Below are 18,249 nucleotides of genomic sequence, written 5' to 3' on the forward strand. Positions count from 1 at the left end.
CGACAGAGCCAACGACAGAGCCAACGATGAGCGTAGCCAAATTTGTCGCCGCCAACGGCCGTGAAGCCATGCGCCAGGTGCGCGAAGCCATGGGCCCCGATGCCGTGGTGCTGTCCAACCGCACCGTAGAGGGCGGGGTCGAGATCGTCGCGATGCGCGATGCCGACCTGGGCAGCGTATCGGGCAGCGCGCAGGCCTATGTGCCACCCGCGCCGCCCGCGCCGGCGGCCGAGCCTGCAGCCATTGGCGACCTGCGCGGCGAGCTGCAGTCGATGCGCGCGATGCTGGAGCGCCAGCTTGCCGGCATCGGCAATGCGCCCACCGCTGCAGGCCACGGCGTTGCCGCCAGCGACCCGCTGCGCGAATCGCTGTTCGAATGGATGGTGGGCGCCGGCTTCTCCGGCCAGCTGGCGCGCACGCTGCTGGCACGCCTGCCGCTGGGCTACGACCGTCCCGCCGCGATGACGTGGATCCGCAAGGAGTTGGCCAGCAAGGTGCCGGTGCTGGGCGACGAAGACCACCTGTTCGCGCAGGGCGGCGTGCTGGCGCTGATCGGGCCCACCGGCGTGGGCAAGACCACCACCACCGCCAAGCTGGCGGCGCGCTTTGTGCTGCGCCACGGTGCCGACAAGCTGGCGCTGCTGACCACCGACAGCTTCCGTATCGGCGCGCATGAACAGCTGCGCATCTATGGCGACATCCTCGGCGTGCCGGTGCATGCGGTGAAGGACGCCGCCGACCTGCGCTTCGCGCTGGCGGCGATGAAGGACAAGCACCTGGTCATCATCGACACCGTCGGCATGAGCCAGCGCGACCGCAGCCTGTCGGAGCAGATCGCCATGCTGGCCGGCGTGCCCGCGCCGGTGCAGCGCGTGCTGCTGCTCAATGGCGCCAGCCACGGCGACACGCTCAATGAAGTCGTGCATGCCTACCGCCACGATGCCGCGCCCGATGGCGGCGGCATCGACGGCTGCATCATCAGCAAGCTGGATGAGGCCACGCACCTGGGCTCCGTGCTCGACGTGGTGATCCGCCACCGCCTGCCGGTGTTCTACGCCTCCACCGGCCAGCGCGTGCCCGAGCACCTGGAGCTGGCCAGCAGCACCGCGCTGGTCGAACGCGCCTTCCTGACGCCGCGCCGCGGCTCGGTCTTTGCCGATGCCGACGCCGCGCGCCGCCGCCAGGCGGTCGCGGACGAGCAGGCCGGGAACGGTGGGAAGGGCGGTGCCGAGGACGTGTTGCGCTCGCTGACCGACAGCGCCGACGCGCTGGGCCAATGCGTTGCGGAGCTCAACCACGCCGGCCTCGGCTTCGACCTGGCGCGCTCGCTATGGCAGCAGCGCACCGCGGGCGATACCGCGCTGCGCGCGATGGCGCAGCAGGTACGTGAAGCGGTCTGCCGCGACGTCAACCGTGCCTGCGACCAGTACGTGCTGGCGCTGGCGGCCACGCTGCCGGTCAGCGTGCCCGGCCGCCGCACGCCGCAGCCGCTGCAGCACACGCTGTGGCTGGGCGACCGCGACGGCACGCCGCTGGCCGCCACCGTCACCGCCGCCGGCCGCGCCGGCCAGCCGCTGGGCGAAGCCGATGCCGAGGCCGCCAACCTGCGCGCGGCCATGAGCGCCGCGCGCAAGGTGGTCAACCTGGTCGACGCGATGCCGTCCGCCGCCGCGCTGGCGCGCTGGCAGCAGGCCGGCGAACGCTGGATCGCGGGCGCGCGCAAGACCGTGCGCGTGGTCAGCGCAGGCGCCGCCTGGAAGCTCGATGCGCTTGCCGATACCCTGACCTTCCACGCCGTCGGCGACGCCGTCGTGCGCGAGCGCGACGCCGAGCGCTGGCTCGCCACCGCCGACGTGCGCGTGCCCGACAGCCCCGCGCGTGGCAAGGGCGCCCCGGAAGGCGGCATCGATGCCTGCCTGGTGGTGGTGCGCCTGGTCGACCGCGCCAGCGGCGAGTTGCTCGATACCCGCTATTCGCTGTGCGACCCCGCGCTGGCGCCGGACGCGGCGCGGGTGGCGCACTGGACGCCATGGTCGGACACGGCCGAAACGCGCCTGCGCACGCTGCGCCATGCCGCCGACCACTTCGCGCAGGATGCCGAGGCCGGCCACGCCGCCAGCGCCGCACTCGCGGCGCTGCAACTGGGCCTGTCCGTGCTGCGCCTCGAACACGCGCCGACCGCGACCGCGCCGTCATTCCTGGCACGACTGGCCGGCCGCGCCGTGCGGGCCGGCACGGCGGTGCCGGGCACCGTGCTCAATGAAGGCATGGGCCGCATGCTGGCGCTGCTCGACGTACTGGAGAACTACCCCGGCCGCGCGGCGGCGGCACCTGCCGCTGCCGAGGAAACGGTCGATGCCATGGGGGCCGACGCCATGGGAGCCCTGCAGTGAGCGCCCTCGCCATGGACCAGGCAGAAAGCCTGCGGCGCATGCTGGCGCCGCGCACCACGCGCCGCATCGCCGTGGTCGCCAGCGAACGCGGCGCCGGCGCCACCACGGTGGCGCTGGGCCTGTCGCACGCACTGGCGATGCAGGGCGAGCGCGTGCTGCTGCTCGACGAAGACCCTGCCACGGCGCGCGCAACCCGGCTTGCCGGCGCGACCCCGGCCGGCACGCTCGCCGACGTGCAGGAAGGACGCCTGCCGCTGGAAGCCGCGGCAGGCCTCGGCACCGGCGGCGCGGTATCGGTGCTGCCGGCCGGCCGCCAGCGCGCCGGGCTTGAGGTGCCAGCCGCGGCGCTGTCGGCCTTCCGCAGCGTGCTGGTCGATGCCACCGCCGATGCCGGCGGCGCGCTGTCGCCCTTTGCCGGCAGCGCGCACAACGTGGTGATCGTGATGCGTCCGGAACTGGCGTCGATCACCGCCGCGTATGCCTGCATCAAGCGCCTGCACCACCTGTATGCCTGGCGCCGCTTCCACCTGGTGGTCAACATGGCCGCCGCCGAAGCCGGCGTGCAGGCGATCCTGCGCAACCTGGCGCGCACCGCCAGCCAGTACCTGGGCGTGGAAGTGCTGTGCGCCGGCCGGCTGCCGGCCGACCCGCTGGTGGCGCGCGGCGTGCAGCTCGGCCGCTGCGTGGTCGAGGCCTTCCCGGCCGCACCCGCGACCAGCGCGCTGCGCCGCACCGCCGGCAGCATCGGCGGCTGGCCGCTGCGCGTCGAGGCGCCAGCCCCTGCCGCGACGCCGGTGCCGGCATGAGCCCCGCCCGAACCATGCCTTACCAACGAACCAGACCCTGAGCCAGCCGGCGCGCCGCGTGGCGCGCCCGTCCAGCAATCCAGCATTCACGAGAATTGCACCATGTACACGATCCAGGGAAAGCTCGACCAGGCCGATGTGGTCAAGGCGCACGCACAGCTGGTGCGTCGCATCGCCTTGCAGCTGGCCGCCAAGCTGCCTGCCAGCGTGCAGATCGACGACCTGATCCAGGCCGGCATGATCGGCCTGCTCGATGCCGCCAAGCGCTATGAAGACACCCACGGCGCACGCTTCGAGACCTACGCCAGCCAGCGCATCCGCGGCGCCATGCTCGACGAGGTGCGCGCCAACGACTGGCAGTCGCGCAGCCTGCGCCAGTTCACGCGGCGCATCGAACGCACCCAGCGCTCGCTCGAGCAGAAGCTCGGACGCACGCCGCTCGATTCCGAGGTGGCCGAGGCGATGGAAATGCCACTGGATGAATACCAGGTCCTGCTCAACGAGGTCTATGGCTGCCAGCTGCTGCATTACGAAGATTTCGAGCGCTCCGGCGAAGAGGATTTCCTCGACCGCCATCTTGGCGCCAGCGACGACGGCAATCCGCTGACGGTGCTGATGGAAAGCGGCATGCGCCAAGCGCTGATCCGCGCCATCGACCGGCTGCCCGAGCGCGAGAAGCTGGTGCTGTCGCTGTGCTATGACCAGGAACTGAACCTGCGCGAGATCGGGGCGGTGCTGGATGTGACCGAGTCACGGGTGTGCCAGATCCGGGGGCAGGCGATTACGCGGTTGCGCAATCAGTTGCGTGGGTTGTTGTGATGGCCGGCCTGGCGCGCGGCGCCGGTCTCGCGCTCATGGCCGTGTCTGCCTGCGCATGGGCGGCGATCGAAGGCGGGACGCGGCATGCGTGGACCGGGTCGGTCAATGGGCCGGCGCTGCATGGGCGCGGGCAGCGGGCTGTTTCGGCGCCGATTCATCCTGTGGGGGTGTTGCCGCAGGCGGAAGGGGTGATTACTAGCGTGCGCTGGCGTTATCGCTTCGTTCAGACGCCGCCGGTGGAACTGCAGGCATACCTCTGCAATGCGCAGCGGTGTGTGATGCTGCCTCAGGCCGAGGGTCAGACTTCGGCGTTTTCCGGGGATGATGCTACCAAGGGGTTTGTGTTTGCGTTTCGGGTGCCGGGGCAGGGGAGTCTGGTGCCGGTTTTGCAGGGCGGGAGCAATGAGGTGGTTGTAGGGTTTCGGTAGGGGTTGTTTGGCCCCTGCTGCCAGCCGCAGCACAGGAATGCCTTCGGCTGCGCCCCGCGGACCGGTTTCCTCCCCGTGTTCGCCCGGCGCGCGACCATAGCGCCTGGCTTAAAATCGTTCGTCATGATTCTGGTGTACGGTCGTCCGTCACAAAGGAACGATGATGACGCTAACCCCTGCCATTGGCCACGGCCGGCTGCGGGCCCGCCAGGCCAGGACCGCCGCCGCGTGCACGACTTCGGTGCTCGACGGCGGCCTGGTCTTCGACCATCGCCATTGGGTGTGCGGCGAGGCGGAATTCCGCTGGAGTGCTCCGCGCCACCTGATCGTGCTGACCGAGCGCGGGACGACCGCGCGCACCTGTGTCTCCAGCGAAGGGCGTGTGATGCACGACGGGCGCGACGGGCCGGGGACGCTCAGTTTTGTGCCGGCCCATGCCGAGCGCAGCGGCCATTTCCGCGACGCAGACCTGGTTTATACGGCGTTATGGCTTGATCCTGCGCTGGGCCTGCCGGGCTGCGACCGGTTGGCGCAATTGCCGATGCGCATCAACGACACGGCCGACGCCGTGGTCCAGGCATTGCTGAAATCGTTAAGCGCGGAGATGGCCGCAGGTCGCGTTCCGGAAGCCGTCTATCTCGAACATCTGGTCTCGCTGGTGTCGCTGCGCATCGCCGGCGCCATGCCGGCCGCACCCGTGCGCCGCATGCCGGGCGTGGGCAAGCGGTTGCTGGCGCGCCTGACGGACTACATCGACTCGCGGCTGGACACGCCGCTTTCACTGAGCGACCTGGCCGGCGTGGCCGGCATGCCGGTGGACACCTTCGCGCGCCGCTTCAAGGCAGAGACCGGAATGGCTCCGTATGCCTATGTCATCTCGCGGCGCGTGCGGCGTGCGCAATGCCTGCTGCGCGGCAGTCCGATGCCGATCAGCGCCATGGCGCTGGAGTTGGGTTTTTCCAGCCAGAGCCATTTCACTTCCACCTTCCAACGCCTGACTGGCACCACGCCCCGCAGCTACCGGACGCACATGGGCCAGGATTCTGATATTTCCTCCTGATATGTGAAAGAAGCGCCGCCGCGGCCTCCGGGATACTGCAAGGGCTGGCTGTGGCGGCTTCCGTGGTGGAAGTCTGCCGCGCCGCGCGGCAGGGCCAGGCCCTGCCGTCCTTATCAGGAGCAGACCATGGATCAGGCGGATCATCCGCAAAACCCGGGTCGCCGCGCTGTGCTGCGGGCCAGCGCGGCGAGCGGCATGTTCTTCGCAGTGCGCGCCGGCGCGGCCCAGGCCGCAGTGGCCGAGTCGTCGGCGGGTGCGCCAGCCGCCGCGGTGCCGGCGCGGCCGCTGGTCCTGCGCATCAACGGCGCGGAACACGCGGTCGAGCTGGACGTGCGCACGACCCTGCTGGACGCGCTGCGCAACCAGCTCGGCCTGACCGGTACCAAGAAGGGTTGTGACCACGGCCAGTGCGGCGCCTGCACCGTGCTGGTGAACGGCCGCCGCATCAATGCGTGCCTGACGCTGGCGGTCATGCATGAAGGCGACGAGATCACCACCATCGAAGGCCTGGCCGACGGCGATGCGCTGCATCCGGTGCAATCCGCCTTTATCGCGCGTGACGCTTTCCAGTGTGGCTACTGCACGCCCGGGCAGATCTGCTCGGCCGTGGGCATGCTGGCCGAGGTTCGCGCCGGTTGGCCCAGCCATGCAAGCAGTGATGTGGCTGCGCGCGAATTCACGCTCGACGAGGTGGAGATACGCGAGCGCATGAGCGGCAACCTGTGCCGTTGCGCCGCCTATCCGAACATCGTCGCCGCCATTCGCGATGCTGCGCAAGGAGGGCGCTCATGAACCCCTTTACCTATGAACGCGCCCAGGACCCGGCTCAAGCCGCGCGGGCCGTGGCCGCTCGGGACGGGGCGCGCTTTGTCGGCGGCGGCACCAACCTGCTCGACCTGATGAAGCTGCGCATCGAAGCGCCGCGCCATCTGGTCGACCTCAGCCGCCTGCCGCTGGCCACGATCGACGAGACGGCGGACGGCGGGCTGCGCATTGGCGCACAGGTGCGCAACAGCGATCTGGCGGCCGATCCCCGCGTGAGGGCGCGCTATCCGCTGCTGTCGCAGGCGCTGCTCGCCGGCGCATCCGGGCAGATCCGCAACAAGGCGTCGACGGCGGGCAACCTGCTGCAGCGTACGCGCTGCGCCTATTTCTACGACCCGCACATGCCCTGCAACAAGCGCACGCCCGGCAGCGGGTGCGCGGCGATGCAGGGCCACAACCGCATGAACGCCATCCTGGGCGCCAGCGACTCCTGCATCGCCGTGCACCCGTCCGACATGGCCGTGGCGATGGCGGCGCTGGATGCGCAGGTGCATACCGTGTTGCCGCAGGGCGGCGGGCGCGTCATCGCCTTGCGCGAGCTGCACCGCTTGCCGGGCGCGACGCCACATATCGAAACCCAGCTCGGGCATGGCGAGATGATCGCCGCGGTCACGCTGCCACCGCCGCCGCCCGGCCGGCAGCTCTACCGCAAGGTACGCGACCGCGCTTCGTATGCGTTTGCGCTGGTGTCGGTGGCGCTGGTGCTGGACATACGAGATGGCCGCGTGCAGGCGGCGCGTATCGCACTGGGCGGCGTGGCCCCGCGCCCCTGGCGGGCAGACGCCGCCGAGCAGGTGCTGGCCGGCAGGTCTGCGGACGCGCCCAGCTGGCAAGCGGCCGCGGATGCGGCCCTGGCGGGCGCCCGCGGCCATGGCGGCAACGATTTCAAGATTCCGCTGGCCGCGCAGACCTTGCGGCAGACCCTGGCTGCCGCCGCGCAGGTCGCGCCAAGGCGGGCTTGAAGCGAGTCGGTAATCCGATGCGCCGGCAGCTTGCGAACTGCCCCGGCGGGCAATAGAAACGGAAAGCGAAAATGACGACGAATATGCAGGGCAACGCAGGCAAGGGGCCGGGCGCACCGGTGGGCTTGCCTGTCGACCGGGTTGACGGCAGGCTGAAGGTCACGGGCCGCGCCACCTATGCCTATGAGCAGCGGGTGGCCGGCGGCGCGCCGCCAGCCTACGGCTATATCGTGGGCGCCACTGTCGCGCGCGGCCGCATCCTTTCCATCGATACGCGGCAAGCGCGGCAGGCGCCCGGGGTGCTGTATGTGATGACGCACCTCAACGCGCCGGCGCAGCCGGCATTCGGGCCGCCGGTGCCGCCCACCGCGCGCGACGTGTTCACGCGCGCCAGGCCGTACCTGGCATCGGACCACGTGCGCTACTACGACGAGCCGGTGGCGCTGGTCGTGGCCGAGACCTTCGAAGCGGCACGCGCCGCGGCCGCGCTGGTGCAGGTGCGCTACCAGGCCGCGAAGGGTGAATTCGAGCTGGCGCCCAGGCTGGCCGAAGCCTACAAGCCGCCGCGCACCAACGCCGGTTTCGCGCCCGACAGCACGACGGGAGATTTCGGCAACGCGTTTTCCCAGGCTGCTGTTGCGCTGGACGTGACCTACGCCACGCCGTACCAGAGCCACAATCCGATGGAGCCGCACGCCACCATGGCGGTATGGTCGGATGCGGGCCTGACCGTCTACACGGGGACGCAGACCGTCGGCAATTTCCAGGCCGGGCTGGCTGCCACGCTGCGCATCCCGCCGGAACGCGTGCGCATCGTCAGCCCATTCACCGGCGGCGGCTTTGGTGCCAAGCTGATCGTCCATGCCGACACCGTGCTGGCCGCGCTGGCCGCCCGCGAATTGCGGCGGCCCGTGAAGATCGCACTGACGCGCCAGCAAATGTACGCCAATGCCGGTCACCGCGCGGCCATGTCACACCGTGTACGGCTGGGCGCGGGCCGCGACGGCCGGCTGTCGGCGATGGCTTATGAAGTCTGGTCTGCCACCTGCAGGTTCGAGGAATTCTGCGAGCAGACCGCGGTGTTCGCCCGCGCGTTGTACGCCGCGCCCCACCGCATTACGCGGCACCGGCTGGTGTCGGTGGACCTGAATCGCGGCGAATGGATGCGTTCGCCGGGCGAGGCGCCAGGCATGCAGGCCTTCGAATGCGCCATGGATGAACTGGCCGAGCGCCTGGGGCTAGACCCGATCGAGCTGCGCGTGCGCAACGAGCCCGGCCGCGAGCCCGAGACCGGCCTGCCTTACTCGACCCGCAACCTGGTGGACTGCATGCGCACGGGCGCCGAGCGTTTCGGCTGGCAGCGCCGCCGCGCCGCGCCGCGCAGCGTGCGCGAAGGGCGCTGGCTGGTGGGCATGGGCATGGCGGCGGCGATACGGCCGAACTACCTCGGCGCCGCTGCGGCACAGGTGGACATGGACACGCGCGGGCGCGTCACGGTACGCCTGGACATGACCGACATCGGCACCGGCACCTACACCATCCTGACGCAGATCGCGGCCGAGAGCCTGGGCATACCCCTGAACTGGGTGCGGGTCGAACTGGGGGACAGCCGGTTTCCGCGCACGGCGGGGTCTGGCGGATCCTGGGGCGCGGCCAGCGCCGGTTCCGCAGTCGCTGATGCCTGCGTGCAGCTCAAGCGCAGGATCGTATCGGCCGCGCACGGGCAGGGCGGTGGAGTTTCCTCCGAGGGCGGCTCCAGGGAAGTGCGCTTCGCCAATGGAGCCATCACCGTGAACGGGCGGACGCAGCGCCTGGACGACCTGCTGCCGCGTGTCGCGCCCGGCGGACTGCAGGCGGAAGGCCGGGTGGCAGGCATGGACGAGGCGTACAAAGCGTACTCGCAACACGCCTATGGCGCACACTTCGCCGAAGTGGCTGTCGATGCCGATACCGGTGAAGTGCGCATGCGGCGCATGCTGGCTGTCATCGGGGCCGGCCGCATCCTCAATCCCAAGACGGCGCGCTCGCAGATCCTTGGCGGCATGGCGTGGGGCATCGGCGCGGCCCTGATGGAGCAGACGCTGCTGGATGTGCGATACGGCAACTTCATCAACCACGATCTTGCCGAATATCACGTGCCAGTCAACGCCGATGTGGCGCAGATGGACGTGGTGTTCCTGGCGGAACCCGACTTCAATGCGAACCCGCTGGGCGTCAAGGGACTGGGGGAGCTTGGCGTGTGCGGCGCGGGAGCGGCGGTAGCCAATGCGGTTTACAACGCTACCGGGGTGCGGGTGCGGGAGTTCCCCCTGACGCTGGACAAGCTGCTGCCGGGGCTGCAGGCGGGATCAGAGCAATAACAGGAGGCGACACCAAGATAGGTCGTGAAAAATCGGACCTGCTGCAATGCAGGTCCGTGGCACCAGGGATCCGCAGAAGGCAGAGCTTTGCCCGGTCAGGCTCACCCAGCCGCCAGGCTGACACCTCCCACCCCAGCCGCCGCCTTCCCATCCTTCCCATACAACCCGGCATCGCCCCCACTATGCTGCCGCAGCGCCTGAATCGCCTGCTGCGTGAAATCGAGATGCGCCTTGATGACCGCGCCGTTCAGCGCATTGCCATCGCGCGTCACCCGCGCCGCATAGATCAGCTTGCGCCAGGCCTCCGCCACGCCGGCATCGATCTGCCGGCCAAGCAATTGCCCGTCCGCGCCGGCACGCAGGCCAAGCGCCTGCATCTGCGCTTCGCGCGCCCGAACCTGCCGCGACAGCGCCTGACCCACTTCCACCTTGCGCGTCAGCAACTCGCTGAGCGCGGTGAAATCCCCGCGCTTGATGGCATCGCGCTCTTCCGCAAGAAGTTGCCCGAAAGCTTCAACGCCTTCGGTTTCACGCTGCAGGGACTGGATCAGGCTTTGGCTCATGATTTGGCTATTGAGGGTCGGCCTGGCCTAGCTCGCGCAAGCTGGCGAGCAGGCCATCGGCAATCTTGCCCGGGTCGATCTTGATCCGGCCTTCGGCAATTGCCTGTCGGATTTCTTCGACCTTGGCGGTATCGATATCGTCGTCGGTTTCCTGTGTCAGGCGGCTGCTGATCTCGCGCACCTGCGCGGCAAGCGGGCTGACGCTCAGCCCGGAAGACGGCGGGGCGGCGCTGGCCGGCGCGGCCTGGGGCCGGGCGGCGGCGTCGCCTGCGGGCGCGTCGGCGGGCCGGGACGAGGTGGAATGGTTGATCTTCACGGGCGTTCCTTGCTGGTTTCCTATGGCATTACGGCCGTGGCGGGGAAATCTTTAGGGAACGTGCCCCAGGGGTGTGCCCCTGTGCCCGATATCGCCCGCACGGCAGGACCGGCGGCATTTTCGCATGCCGAGGCGCCATCTGAATCCGGCTGTCAGCCACGATCAGCACACTAAAAGTGCCTATTGCAGCACGACCGTGTCGCCGCTGCGCACCAGGCCGTTGACCACGTGGCCGTTGCGCAGGCGAACCTGCACGGTATTGCCGGTGGCGGCGTCGGCCAGCACCTTGCCCTCGCTGGTGATCTGGAACGCGTCCCCCTCGACCGACACCGTGACGGTCTGCCCCTGGCGCACCGCGATGGCCTTGCGCAGCAGGTCGCCGCGCATCGGCGAGCCGGCGGCGATGCGGTTGGCGGCGATGGCGCCGGCGAGCTGTGCCGGGTCGGTGATGACCGTGCGCGGCAAGGTGGCAAGGTCGCCCTGGCGCACTTCGATATCGGCCTGGCTGACCGGTTCGCCCGGGCCGAGTGCGCGCGCGGCGACGTAATAGTCGGTCAGCACCGACACGCGCGCCTGCATATAGCGCACCCACGGCCGCTCGCCGCCGCAGCGCACGCCGACCGAGACCCGGCCCCACGGCGAGGCGCCGGCAGGCAGGAACGGGTCGGGCGACACGCAGTCCGGCGCGCGGCCGCCCGACGGCGGCGCCACCTGCACGCTGACCTTGCCCGGCAGTCCGGCGGTCTGCTGCAGCAGGAAGCGCTCCACGGCAACGCGCGCGGGATCCTCGGTGAAGGGGCCCGCAGCGGCTGCGTGCTGGCCGGCCGGCGCCTGCATGGCGACCGGCGTGACCTGCGCCGGCGCGGCGCCGGCGGCCCCGGCAAGGCACAGCAGGCACGCCGCCAGCAGGGCCTGCGCCTTGCGCGGGCCGTTGCGGCGGGAATGGCGGCAGAGGGTGCGTCGGAGGGTGCGGCGATTGGGGTTCATCTGTACTTCCCGGCAAGGACGGCGGGGCCTGCGCTGGCATGCCCGGCGCGCTGCCCCTTGACCGGCGGCGCGCCCCGTCTACATCAGTCATCGGGTTCCGATTGTAGGCAGCGCCTTGCGCGAGGGCGTGCCGAAATGCAAGGATTTCCTGTCCTTATTCATCCGATTGGCGTGACGGGCCCCCGCCTAAGATGGCAACCCTGAAGAAGGTCGTCCCTTCGCTATTCGTTGAATTCATTGAATTCGTTGTCCGGTGGTTCGTCCACGCAGTCGGACAGGGAGATGCCAGCATGATCGACAGACTCGACGCGTCGCTACGCTTCCAGCAGGAGGCGCTGAGCTTGCGCAACCAGCGGCAATCGGTGATTGCCTCCAACATCGCGCACGCCGATACCCCGGGCTACAAGGCCCGCGACTTCGATTTCGCCAGCACGCTGGCGCAGTCGGTGGAACGCGGCCATCGCAACGAAGGCATGTCGCTGTCGACCACCCAGGTGCGCCACCTGCCCGCGCAGGCACCGACCCGCGAGGCGTTCGACCTGGCCTACCGCATTCCGCTGCAGTCCAGCGCCGACGGCAACACCGTTGAAATGGATGCCGAGCGCGTCGCCTTCGCCGACAACGCGGTGCATTTCGAGTCGGGCCTGACGGTGATGAACTCGAAGATCAAGACCATGCTGGCGGCGATCCAGCAATAAGACCACGCAGCAAGGAGAGAGCGCATGCCGGCAATGAACATCTTCGACGTCGCGGGCTCGGCCATGGCGGCGCAGTCGCAGCGCATGAACGTGACCGCGTCCAACCTGGCCAACGCCGACAGCGTGGTCAGCCCTGACGGGCAGGCCTACCGTGCCAAGCAAGTCGTGTTCGGCATGGCTCCCACGCCCGGCCAGAGCGACGTCGGCGGCGTGCAGGTGGCCGGCATCAGCGAAGACCCGTCGCCGCCGCGCATGGTCCACAACCCCACGCATCCGATGGCGAACGCGCAGGGCTACGTGGTCATGCCCAACGTCAACCCGGTGGAAGAGATGGTCAACATGATCTCGGCCTCGCGCTCGTACCAGGCCAATGTCGAGGTGCTCAACTCCGCCAAGAACATGATGCTCAAGACGCTGACGATCGGCCAGTAACAGCCAGTATCGGCCAGTATCGGCAATTAACGGCCCCTCGACGATCTAACGAAAAGGAACCGCGCGACATGACCACCACGTCTTCGGTCAACAGCAACAGCAGTACCACCAACATCAACGATGCGCTGAAGAGCAGCAGCTCCAGCGCCGCCGACCTGCAGAACAACTTCCTGAAGATGCTGGTGACCCAGCTCAACAACCAGGACCCGCTCAAGCCGCTGGATAACTCGCAGCTGACCTCGCAGCTGGCGCAGATTTCCACGGTCAGCGGCCAGCAGACCATGAACGCGACGCTGTCGCAGTTGCTGAACCAGGTCAGCGCCAGCCGCGCGATGGATTCCGCCGCGCTGATCGGCCGCACCGTGATGGTGCCGGGCAAGCAGGTGTCGGTCGAAGGCGGTGTGCCCGCAAAGTTCGGCATCGACCTGCCGTCCACGGCGGATGCCGTCACAGTCGACGTGCTCGACGACAAGGGCAATGTGGTGCGCACCATCGACATGAAGGGCCAGACCTCGGGCGTGCACGACGTGGCCTGGGACGGGAAGAACGATGCCGGTGTCGCGGTCGCTGACGGCGAATACACCTTCCGCGTCAACGCCACCGCCAACGGCACCTCGGTGCAGCCGGTGGCGCTGGTCTACGGCAAGGTACAGAGCATCAGTGGCGACGCGTCCGGCGTGCTGGTCAACCTGGCCGACGGCCAGGCCGCGAACGTCGACGAGGTACGGCGCATTCTCTAATCGCAGGCGCTGGTGCGCGCTGCGCGCCCGGCATCAACGACAGCCAAATCAAAAGGAAGCTATCCATGGGTTTCGGTCAAGGGGTAAGCGGCATCAATGCCGCGGCAGCCAATCTGGATGTGATCGGCAACAACATTGCCAACGCCAACACGGTCGGCTACAAGCAATCGACCACGCAGTTCGCCGATGTCTATGCCGGCAGCAAGATCGGCCTGGGCACGACGGTCAACTCGGTGGTCCAGTCGTTCAAGCAGGGCAATATCGAGGCTTCCGGGCGATCGCTGGATGTGGCCATCACCAACGGCAACGGCTTCTACCGGCTGGTCGGGACCGATGGATCGGTGCATTTCTCGCGCAACGGGCAGTTCCTGCGCACCGATGACGGACGCATCGTCAACGCGCAGGGCCTGCAGCTGACCGGCTATCCGGCGGCCGCGGCCGGCGGCGGCGCCACGCCGCAGCCGCTGGTGGTATCCAATGCGCAGATGGCGCCCCAGGAAACCACCGACATCACGGCGCAGTTCAACCTCGATTCGCGCAGCACCGTGCCGACGACCGCGTTCGCCAGCACGCCCGGCAGCCTGCCTAACTCGTCGATGTACAACTACAGCACCAGCATGACGGTGTACGACTCGCTCGGCAATGCCCGGCAGGTGGTTGCCTATTTCGGCAAGGAGATGGGAGGGGCCCCGACGGTGCCCGGCGGCACCGACTGGGTGCTGAACGTGACCGATGAGGCCGGCAACCGGCTTGGTGTCGGCGATACCGCCACCACGCCTCCCACCCCCGCCGGCCAGACGGTCACGCTGTCGTTCGACAGTGCCGGCAAACTGGTCTCCACCAACCCCGCCTCGTTCGCACTGACCTCGCCGGCGGCAAACGGCGCCGGCGCCATGTCGATGAAGGTAGACCTGGCCGGCACGACGCAATTTGGCTCCGACCACGACGCCAAGCCGCCCACACAGAATGGCTATGCCTCGGGCAGCCTGCTCGGCTTCTCGATCGAAGCCGACGGCACCATCCGCGGCAGCTATTCGAACGAGCAGACCCAGGAGCTCGGCACCGTGGTGCTGGCCAGCTTCGGCAACGCCGAAGGCCTGCGCCCCGAGGGCGGCAACACCTGGGCAGCCACCGGCGCTTCCGGCCAGCCGGTCATCGGCACGCCGGGCGGCTCGCGCGGCCAGCTGATGTCGAACGCCAATGAAGCGTCCAACGTCGACCTCTCCGCCGAGCTGGTCAACCTGATCATCGCGCAGCGCAATTACCAGGCCAACGCCAAGACCATCGAGACCCAGAACCAGGTCATGCAGTCGCTGGTGAACATGTAAGCCGTGGCGCGCCGCATCACAAGCAAAACCAGCTGAGGCAAGTCGATGGACCGCATGATCTACACCGCCCTGTCGGGCGCCAAGCAGATACTCGACCAGCAGGCGGCGGTATCGAACAACCTGGCCAACGTGTCGACGCCGGGCTTCCGCGCGCAGGTCAACCTGTATCGCGCGGTGCCGGTGGTCGGCGCCGAGGCCGGCACGCGTGCCTTCACGCTGGCGTCTACGCCGGGCGCCGACATGCGCGCCGGTCCGCTGACCTACACCGGCCGCGCGCTCGACGTGGCGCTGCAGGGCAACGGCTGGCTGGTGGTGCAGGCGCCTGACGGCACCGAGGCCTATACCCGTGCCGGCGCGCTGCAGGTGGCGCAGGACGGCCAGGTGCAGACCCTGTCCGGCCTGCCAGTGATGGGCGACGGCGGACCGCTGGCGGTGCCGCCCGGCTCGCAGGTCACCATCGGCACGGACGGCACCATCACCGCGCGCGGGCCGGGCGAGGCCTCCGCGGGCCTGGCCCAGGTGGGCCGGCTGCGCGTGGTCAACCCGCCCAATGACGCCATCGCGCGCGGCGACGACGGCCTGTTCCGCCTGCGCCCCGGTGCGCAGCCGCTCGAAGCCGATCCCACCGTGCGCGTGATCTCGGGCGCGCTCGAAGGCAGCAACGTCAATCCGACCGAAGCCATGGTCGAGATGATCGCCAATGCGCGCCGCTTCGAGATGCAGATGAAGATGATCCAGGGCGCGGACGGCAACGAGCAGCGCGCCAACCAGCTGCTGTCGACCAACTGACGCGGCCGCAACACTGATCCGGAGCGCGGCGCGCCGATTGCGGGCGCGCCCGCCGCTCCAGCTACCAGCTACAAGACTCCAAGCAAGGACCACCATGATCCGCTCTCTCTGGATTGCCAAGACCGGCCTCGATGCGCAGCAAACGCAGATGGACGTGGTCTCGAACAACCTGGCCAACGTGTCGACCAACGGCTTCAAGCGCGGTCGCGCGGTGTTCGAGGAACTGATGTACCAGACCATCCGCCAGCCCGGCGCGCTGTCGTCGGACCAGACCACGCTGCCCTCGGGCATGCAGCTGGGCACCGGCGTGCGCCCGGTCGCGACCGAGCGCATCCACACCCAGGGCAATCCGCAGCAGACCGGCAACAACAAGGACGTGGCCATCATCGGCCAGGGCTTCTTCCAGGTGGCGCTGCCCGACGGCACCACCGCCTATACCCGCGACGGCTCGTTCCAGGTGGACCAGAACGGCCAGCTGGTGACTTCCAGCGGCTTCGTGATCCAGCCCGCCGTCACCATCCCGGCCAACACGCTGTCGCTGACGGTCGCGCGCGACGGCACGGTGTCGGTGACGCAGCCGGGCTCCAGCGCCAACGTGCAGGTCGGCCAGCTGCAGCTCGCCACCTTCATGAACCCGGCCGGCCTGGAAAGCATGGGCGAGAACCTGTACGTGCAGACCGACGCGTCGGGCGCGCCCAATACCACCGTGCCGGGCCTGAACGGCGCCGGCGTGCTGCAGCAGAACTACGTGGAAGCGTCCAACGTCAACGTGGTTGAGGAACTGGTCAGCATGATCCAGACCCAGCGCGCGTACGAGATCAACAGCAAGGCAGTGCAGACGTCCGACCAGATGCTGCAGCGCCTGGCGCAGATGGGTTGAGGGTTGTGGACATGGCCACCTTGCTTTCCCGCCTGGGCGCGCGTGCGCTGGTTTGCCTGGCCGGCGTGGCAATGCTGGCCACCAGCGGCTGCGCGCTGATGCCGCGCGAGCCGCTGGTGCAATTGCCCACCACCGCGCGTGCCGAGCCGCGCCCGGTGGGGCCGGCCTCCGGCTCGATCTACCAGTCGTCGTATGCCGGCAACCCGCTGTTCGAGGACCGCCGCCCGCGCAACGTGGGCGATATCCTGACCATCGTCATCACCGAAAACGTCAACGCCAGCAAGAACTCCGGCACCAATACCAGCCGTACCGGCAGCACCACGCTGGCATTCGACGCCGTGCCGCGTGCGCTGGCGGGGCTGTTCAGCGCCAGCCAGAATGCCGACATCAACGGCGCCAACAGCATGAAGGCCAGCGGCGGCGCGAGCGCGGCCAACACCTTCAACGGCACCATCACCGTCACCGTGCTGGAGGTGCTGCAGAACGGCAACCTGGTGGTCTCCGGCGAAAAGCAGATGGCGATCAACCAGGGCGCCGAGTTCATCCGTTTCTCGGGCGTGGTCAATCCGCGCACCGTCACCGGCGACAACGCCGTGCTGTCCACGCAGGTGGCCGACGCGCGCATCGAATACACCGCCAAGGGCGTGATCGACGAAGCGCAGAACATGGGCTGGCTGCAGCGCTTCTTCCTCAATGTCTTGCCGTTCTGACCGCGCCATGTCCGCTTCCATGCTCGCCTATTTCCTGTCACGCCTGCTGCGCGTGAGCGTGATCAGCCTGGCGCTGGGCGTGGCCTTCGGGGCCTTCGCCACCGTCGCCAAGGCCGAGCGCCTGAAGAACCTGGCCACTTTCCAGGGCGTGCGCGACAACCCGCTGGTGGGCTACGGCCTGGTGGTCGGCCTGGACAACACCGGCGACCAGACCATGCAGACGCCGTTCACCACGCAGAGCCTGACCAACATGCTCTCGCAGCTGGGGATCACGCTGCCGGCCGGCAAGAACATGCAGCTCAAGAACGTGGCCGCGGTGATGGTCACGGCCACGCTGCCCGCCTTTGCGCAGCCCGGCAGCCAGCTTGACGTGGTGGTGTCGTCGATGGGCAATGCCAAGAGCCTGCGCGGCGGCACGCTGCTGATGACGCCGCTCAAGGGCGCTGACGGGCAGGTCTACGCGATCGCGCAGGGCAATATGCTGGTGGGCGGCGCGGGTGCGTCGGCCAACGGCAGCAAGGTGCAGATCAACCAGCTCGCGGTGGGCCGTATCGCCAACGGCGCCATCGTCGAGCGCGCGGTCGCGCCGTTCCAGCCGGACGGCGGCGTGCTCAACCTGGAGCTGAAGGAAACCGATTTCGGCACCGCCGAGCGCGTGGTCGAGGCCATCAACCGTTCCATGGGCGGCGGCGTTGCCGCGGCGCTCGACGGCCGCACGGTGCAGGTACGCGCTCCTGCCGCGTCGAGCGCGCGCGTGGCCTTCCTGGCCCGCATCGAGAATATCGACGTGACGCCGGCCAAGGCCGCGGCCAAGGTCATCCTGAACGCCCGCACCGGTTCGATCGTGATGAACCAGGCGGTGACGGTGGAAGACTGCGCGGTTGCGCACGGCAACCTGTCGGTGGTGATCAATACGCAGCCGGTGATCAGCCAGCCCGCGCCCTTCAGCGAGGGCCGGACCGTGGTGGCGCCGGTGTCGCAGATCGACATGAAGCAGCAGGGCGGCTCGCTGCAGGTGGTCAAGGCCGGCGCCTCGCTGGCTGCCGTGGTCAAGGGCCTGAACGCGCTGGGCGCGACCCCGGCCGACCTGCAGACCATCCTGGAAGCCATGCGCGCCGCCGGTGCGCTGCGTGCGGAACTGGAAGTGATCTGA

At 68.9% G+C, this 18,249-nt stretch carries 19 protein-coding genes; 16 read left to right on the forward strand and 3 right to left on the reverse strand.

What is annotated here, in order from left to right; translation table 11 throughout:
* Nucleotides 1-26: 26 nt before the first annotated feature.
* The 8 genes from flhF to VSR71_RS21645 all read left to right on the forward strand — a co-directional run bounded on the left by flhF (nt 27) and on the right by VSR71_RS21645 (nt 9,653).
* On the forward strand, nt 27-2,393 hold the full coding sequence (flhF, locus tag VSR71_RS21610; protein WP_342915882.1) for a flagellar biosynthesis protein FlhF: 2,367 nt from the start codon (nt 27-29) through the stop codon (nt 2,391-2,393).
* A gap of 11 nt (nt 2,394-2,404) precedes the next feature.
* Nucleotides 2,405-3,199 (forward strand): flagellar synthesis regulator MotR, encoded by a 795-nt coding sequence (locus VSR71_RS21615; RefSeq protein WP_342915932.1) that lies wholly within the window; start codon nt 2,405-2,407, stop codon nt 3,197-3,199.
* Between the two features lie 102 nt (nt 3,200-3,301).
* Nucleotides 3,302-4,018 carry an RNA polymerase sigma factor FliA gene (locus VSR71_RS21620; RefSeq protein WP_342915883.1) on the forward strand — a complete coding sequence of 239 codons (717 nt, stop codon included), beginning with the start codon at nt 3,302-3,304 and terminating at the stop codon, nt 4,016-4,018.
* Nucleotides 4,018-4,446, forward strand: a complete 429-nt coding sequence (locus VSR71_RS21625) for a flagellar protein FlhE (protein ID WP_342915884.1) — start codon at nt 4,018-4,020, stop codon at nt 4,444-4,446. Before VSR71_RS21620 ends, VSR71_RS21625 begins: the two co-directional genes overlap by 1 nt.
* Nucleotides 4,447-4,687: 241 nt before the next feature.
* Nucleotides 4,688-5,506, forward strand: coding sequence for an AraC family transcriptional regulator (locus tag VSR71_RS21630; protein WP_342915885.1), 819 nt, complete (start codon nt 4,688-4,690; stop codon nt 5,504-5,506).
* Nucleotides 5,507-5,632: 126 nt separating this feature from the next.
* Nucleotides 5,633-6,298 (forward strand): 2Fe-2S iron-sulfur cluster-binding protein, encoded by a 666-nt coding sequence (locus VSR71_RS21635; RefSeq protein WP_342915886.1) that lies wholly within the window; start codon nt 5,633-5,635, stop codon nt 6,296-6,298.
* On the forward strand, nt 6,295-7,293 hold the full coding sequence (locus VSR71_RS21640; protein ID WP_342915887.1) for a xanthine dehydrogenase family protein subunit M: 999 nt from the start codon (nt 6,295-6,297) through the stop codon (nt 7,291-7,293). The genes VSR71_RS21635 and VSR71_RS21640 overlap by 4 nt, the downstream gene beginning before the upstream one ends.
* A 71-nt stretch (nt 7,294-7,364) precedes the next feature.
* A complete protein-coding gene (locus VSR71_RS21645; RefSeq protein WP_342915888.1) occupies nt 7,365-9,653 on the forward strand; it encodes a xanthine dehydrogenase family protein molybdopterin-binding subunit in 2,289 nt (762 codons plus the stop codon).
* Nucleotides 9,654-9,754: 101 nt separating this feature from the next.
* Here VSR71_RS21645 and VSR71_RS21650 read toward each other — a convergent pair whose 3' ends face one another.
* The 3 genes from VSR71_RS21650 to flgA form a co-directional block, all read right to left on the reverse strand.
* Nucleotides 9,755-10,216 carry a flagellar protein FlgN gene (locus VSR71_RS21650; RefSeq protein ID WP_342915889.1) on the reverse strand — a complete coding sequence of 154 codons (462 nt, stop codon included), beginning with the start codon at nt 10,214-10,216 and terminating at the stop codon, nt 9,755-9,757.
* Between the two features lie 7 nt (nt 10,217-10,223).
* Nucleotides 10,224-10,532 (reverse strand): flagellar biosynthesis anti-sigma factor FlgM, encoded by a 309-nt coding sequence (gene flgM / locus VSR71_RS21655; RefSeq protein ID WP_342915890.1) that lies wholly within the window; start codon nt 10,530-10,532, stop codon nt 10,224-10,226.
* Nucleotides 10,533-10,712: 180 nt separating this feature from the next.
* Complete coding sequence (gene flgA, locus VSR71_RS21660) at nt 10,713-11,519, reverse strand: flagellar basal body P-ring formation chaperone FlgA (RefSeq protein WP_342915891.1); 807 nt, start codon at nt 11,517-11,519, stop codon at nt 10,713-10,715.
* A gap of 290 nt (nt 11,520-11,809) precedes the next feature.
* Between flgA and flgB the strand changes: the two genes are divergently transcribed.
* The 8 genes from flgB (at nt 11,810) to VSR71_RS21700 (ending at nt 18,249) form a co-directional block, all read left to right on the forward strand.
* On the forward strand, nt 11,810-12,217 hold the full coding sequence (gene flgB, locus VSR71_RS21665) for a flagellar basal body rod protein FlgB (protein WP_342915892.1): 408 nt from the start codon (nt 11,810-11,812) through the stop codon (nt 12,215-12,217).
* A gap of 24 nt (nt 12,218-12,241) precedes the next feature.
* Nucleotides 12,242-12,649 (forward strand): flagellar basal body rod protein FlgC, encoded by a 408-nt coding sequence (gene flgC, locus VSR71_RS21670; RefSeq protein WP_029048751.1) that lies wholly within the window; start codon nt 12,242-12,244, stop codon nt 12,647-12,649.
* Nucleotides 12,650-12,717: 68 nt separating this feature from the next.
* Nucleotides 12,718-13,389 carry a flagellar hook assembly protein FlgD gene (locus tag VSR71_RS21675; protein ID WP_342915893.1) on the forward strand — a complete coding sequence of 224 codons (672 nt, stop codon included), beginning with the start codon at nt 12,718-12,720 and terminating at the stop codon, nt 13,387-13,389.
* A gap of 65 nt (nt 13,390-13,454) precedes the next feature.
* Nucleotides 13,455-14,717 (forward strand): flagellar hook protein FlgE, encoded by a 1,263-nt coding sequence (flgE, locus tag VSR71_RS21680; protein WP_342915894.1) that lies wholly within the window; start codon nt 13,455-13,457, stop codon nt 14,715-14,717.
* Nucleotides 14,718-14,762: 45 nt separating this feature from the next.
* On the forward strand, nt 14,763-15,506 hold the full coding sequence (flgF, locus tag VSR71_RS21685; protein WP_342915895.1) for a flagellar basal-body rod protein FlgF: 744 nt from the start codon (nt 14,763-14,765) through the stop codon (nt 15,504-15,506).
* Between the two features lie 94 nt (nt 15,507-15,600).
* Nucleotides 15,601-16,386: a flagellar basal-body rod protein FlgG gene (gene flgG, locus VSR71_RS21690; RefSeq protein WP_209758555.1), complete on the forward strand. Its 786-nt coding sequence runs from the start codon at nt 15,601-15,603 to the stop codon at nt 16,384-16,386.
* Between the two features lie 11 nt (nt 16,387-16,397).
* Nucleotides 16,398-17,096 (forward strand): flagellar basal body L-ring protein FlgH, encoded by a 699-nt coding sequence (gene flgH / locus VSR71_RS21695; RefSeq protein ID WP_342915896.1) that lies wholly within the window; start codon nt 16,398-16,400, stop codon nt 17,094-17,096.
* Entirely contained in the window at nt 17,080-18,249 is a 1,170-nt protein-coding gene (locus VSR71_RS21700; protein WP_342915897.1) for a flagellar basal body P-ring protein FlgI, read from the forward strand. Before flgH ends, VSR71_RS21700 begins: the two co-directional genes overlap by 17 nt.

Source organism: Cupriavidus oxalaticus (genome assembly GCF_038900635.1).
GTDB classification, from domain to species: Bacteria; Pseudomonadota; Gammaproteobacteria; order Burkholderiales; family Burkholderiaceae; genus Cupriavidus; species Cupriavidus oxalaticus_B.

What these genes read in the sequence shown, in the direction of transcription:
- flhF (WP_342915882.1), top strand. Translation starts at nt 27, where the DNA reads ATGAGCGTAGCCAAATTTGTCGCCGCCAACGGCCGTGAAGCCATGCGC.
- VSR71_RS21615 (WP_342915932.1), top strand. Translation starts at nt 2,405, where the DNA reads ATGGACCAGGCAGAAAGCCTGCGGCGCATGCTGGCGCCGCGCACCACG.
- VSR71_RS21620 (WP_342915883.1), top strand. Translation starts at nt 3,302, where the DNA reads ATGTACACGATCCAGGGAAAGCTCGACCAGGCCGATGTGGTCAAGGCG.
- VSR71_RS21625 (WP_342915884.1), top strand. Translation starts at nt 4,018, where the DNA reads ATGGCCGGCCTGGCGCGCGGCGCCGGTCTCGCGCTCATGGCCGTGTCT.
- VSR71_RS21635 (WP_342915886.1), top strand. Translation starts at nt 5,633, where the DNA reads ATGGATCAGGCGGATCATCCGCAAAACCCGGGTCGCCGCGCTGTGCTG.
- VSR71_RS21640 (WP_342915887.1), top strand. Translation starts at nt 6,295, where the DNA reads ATGAACCCCTTTACCTATGAACGCGCCCAGGACCCGGCTCAAGCCGCG.
- VSR71_RS21645 (WP_342915888.1), top strand. Translation starts at nt 7,365, where the DNA reads ATGACGACGAATATGCAGGGCAACGCAGGCAAGGGGCCGGGCGCACCG.
- VSR71_RS21650 (WP_342915889.1), bottom strand. Translation starts at nt 10,216, where the DNA reads ATGAGCCAAAGCCTGATCCAGTCCCTGCAGCGTGAAACCGAAGGCGTT.
- flgA (WP_342915891.1), bottom strand. Translation starts at nt 11,519, where the DNA reads ATGAACCCCAATCGCCGCACCCTCCGACGCACCCTCTGCCGCCATTCC.
- flgB (WP_342915892.1), top strand. Translation starts at nt 11,810, where the DNA reads ATGATCGACAGACTCGACGCGTCGCTACGCTTCCAGCAGGAGGCGCTG.
- flgC (WP_029048751.1), top strand. Translation starts at nt 12,242, where the DNA reads ATGCCGGCAATGAACATCTTCGACGTCGCGGGCTCGGCCATGGCGGCG.
- VSR71_RS21675 (WP_342915893.1), top strand. Translation starts at nt 12,718, where the DNA reads ATGACCACCACGTCTTCGGTCAACAGCAACAGCAGTACCACCAACATC.
- flgE (WP_342915894.1), top strand. Translation starts at nt 13,455, where the DNA reads ATGGGTTTCGGTCAAGGGGTAAGCGGCATCAATGCCGCGGCAGCCAAT.
- flgF (WP_342915895.1), top strand. Translation starts at nt 14,763, where the DNA reads ATGGACCGCATGATCTACACCGCCCTGTCGGGCGCCAAGCAGATACTC.
- flgG (WP_209758555.1), top strand. Translation starts at nt 15,601, where the DNA reads ATGATCCGCTCTCTCTGGATTGCCAAGACCGGCCTCGATGCGCAGCAA.
- flgH (WP_342915896.1), top strand. Translation starts at nt 16,398, where the DNA reads ATGGCCACCTTGCTTTCCCGCCTGGGCGCGCGTGCGCTGGTTTGCCTG.
- VSR71_RS21700 (WP_342915897.1), top strand. Translation starts at nt 17,080, where the DNA reads ATGTCTTGCCGTTCTGACCGCGCCATGTCCGCTTCCATGCTCGCCTAT.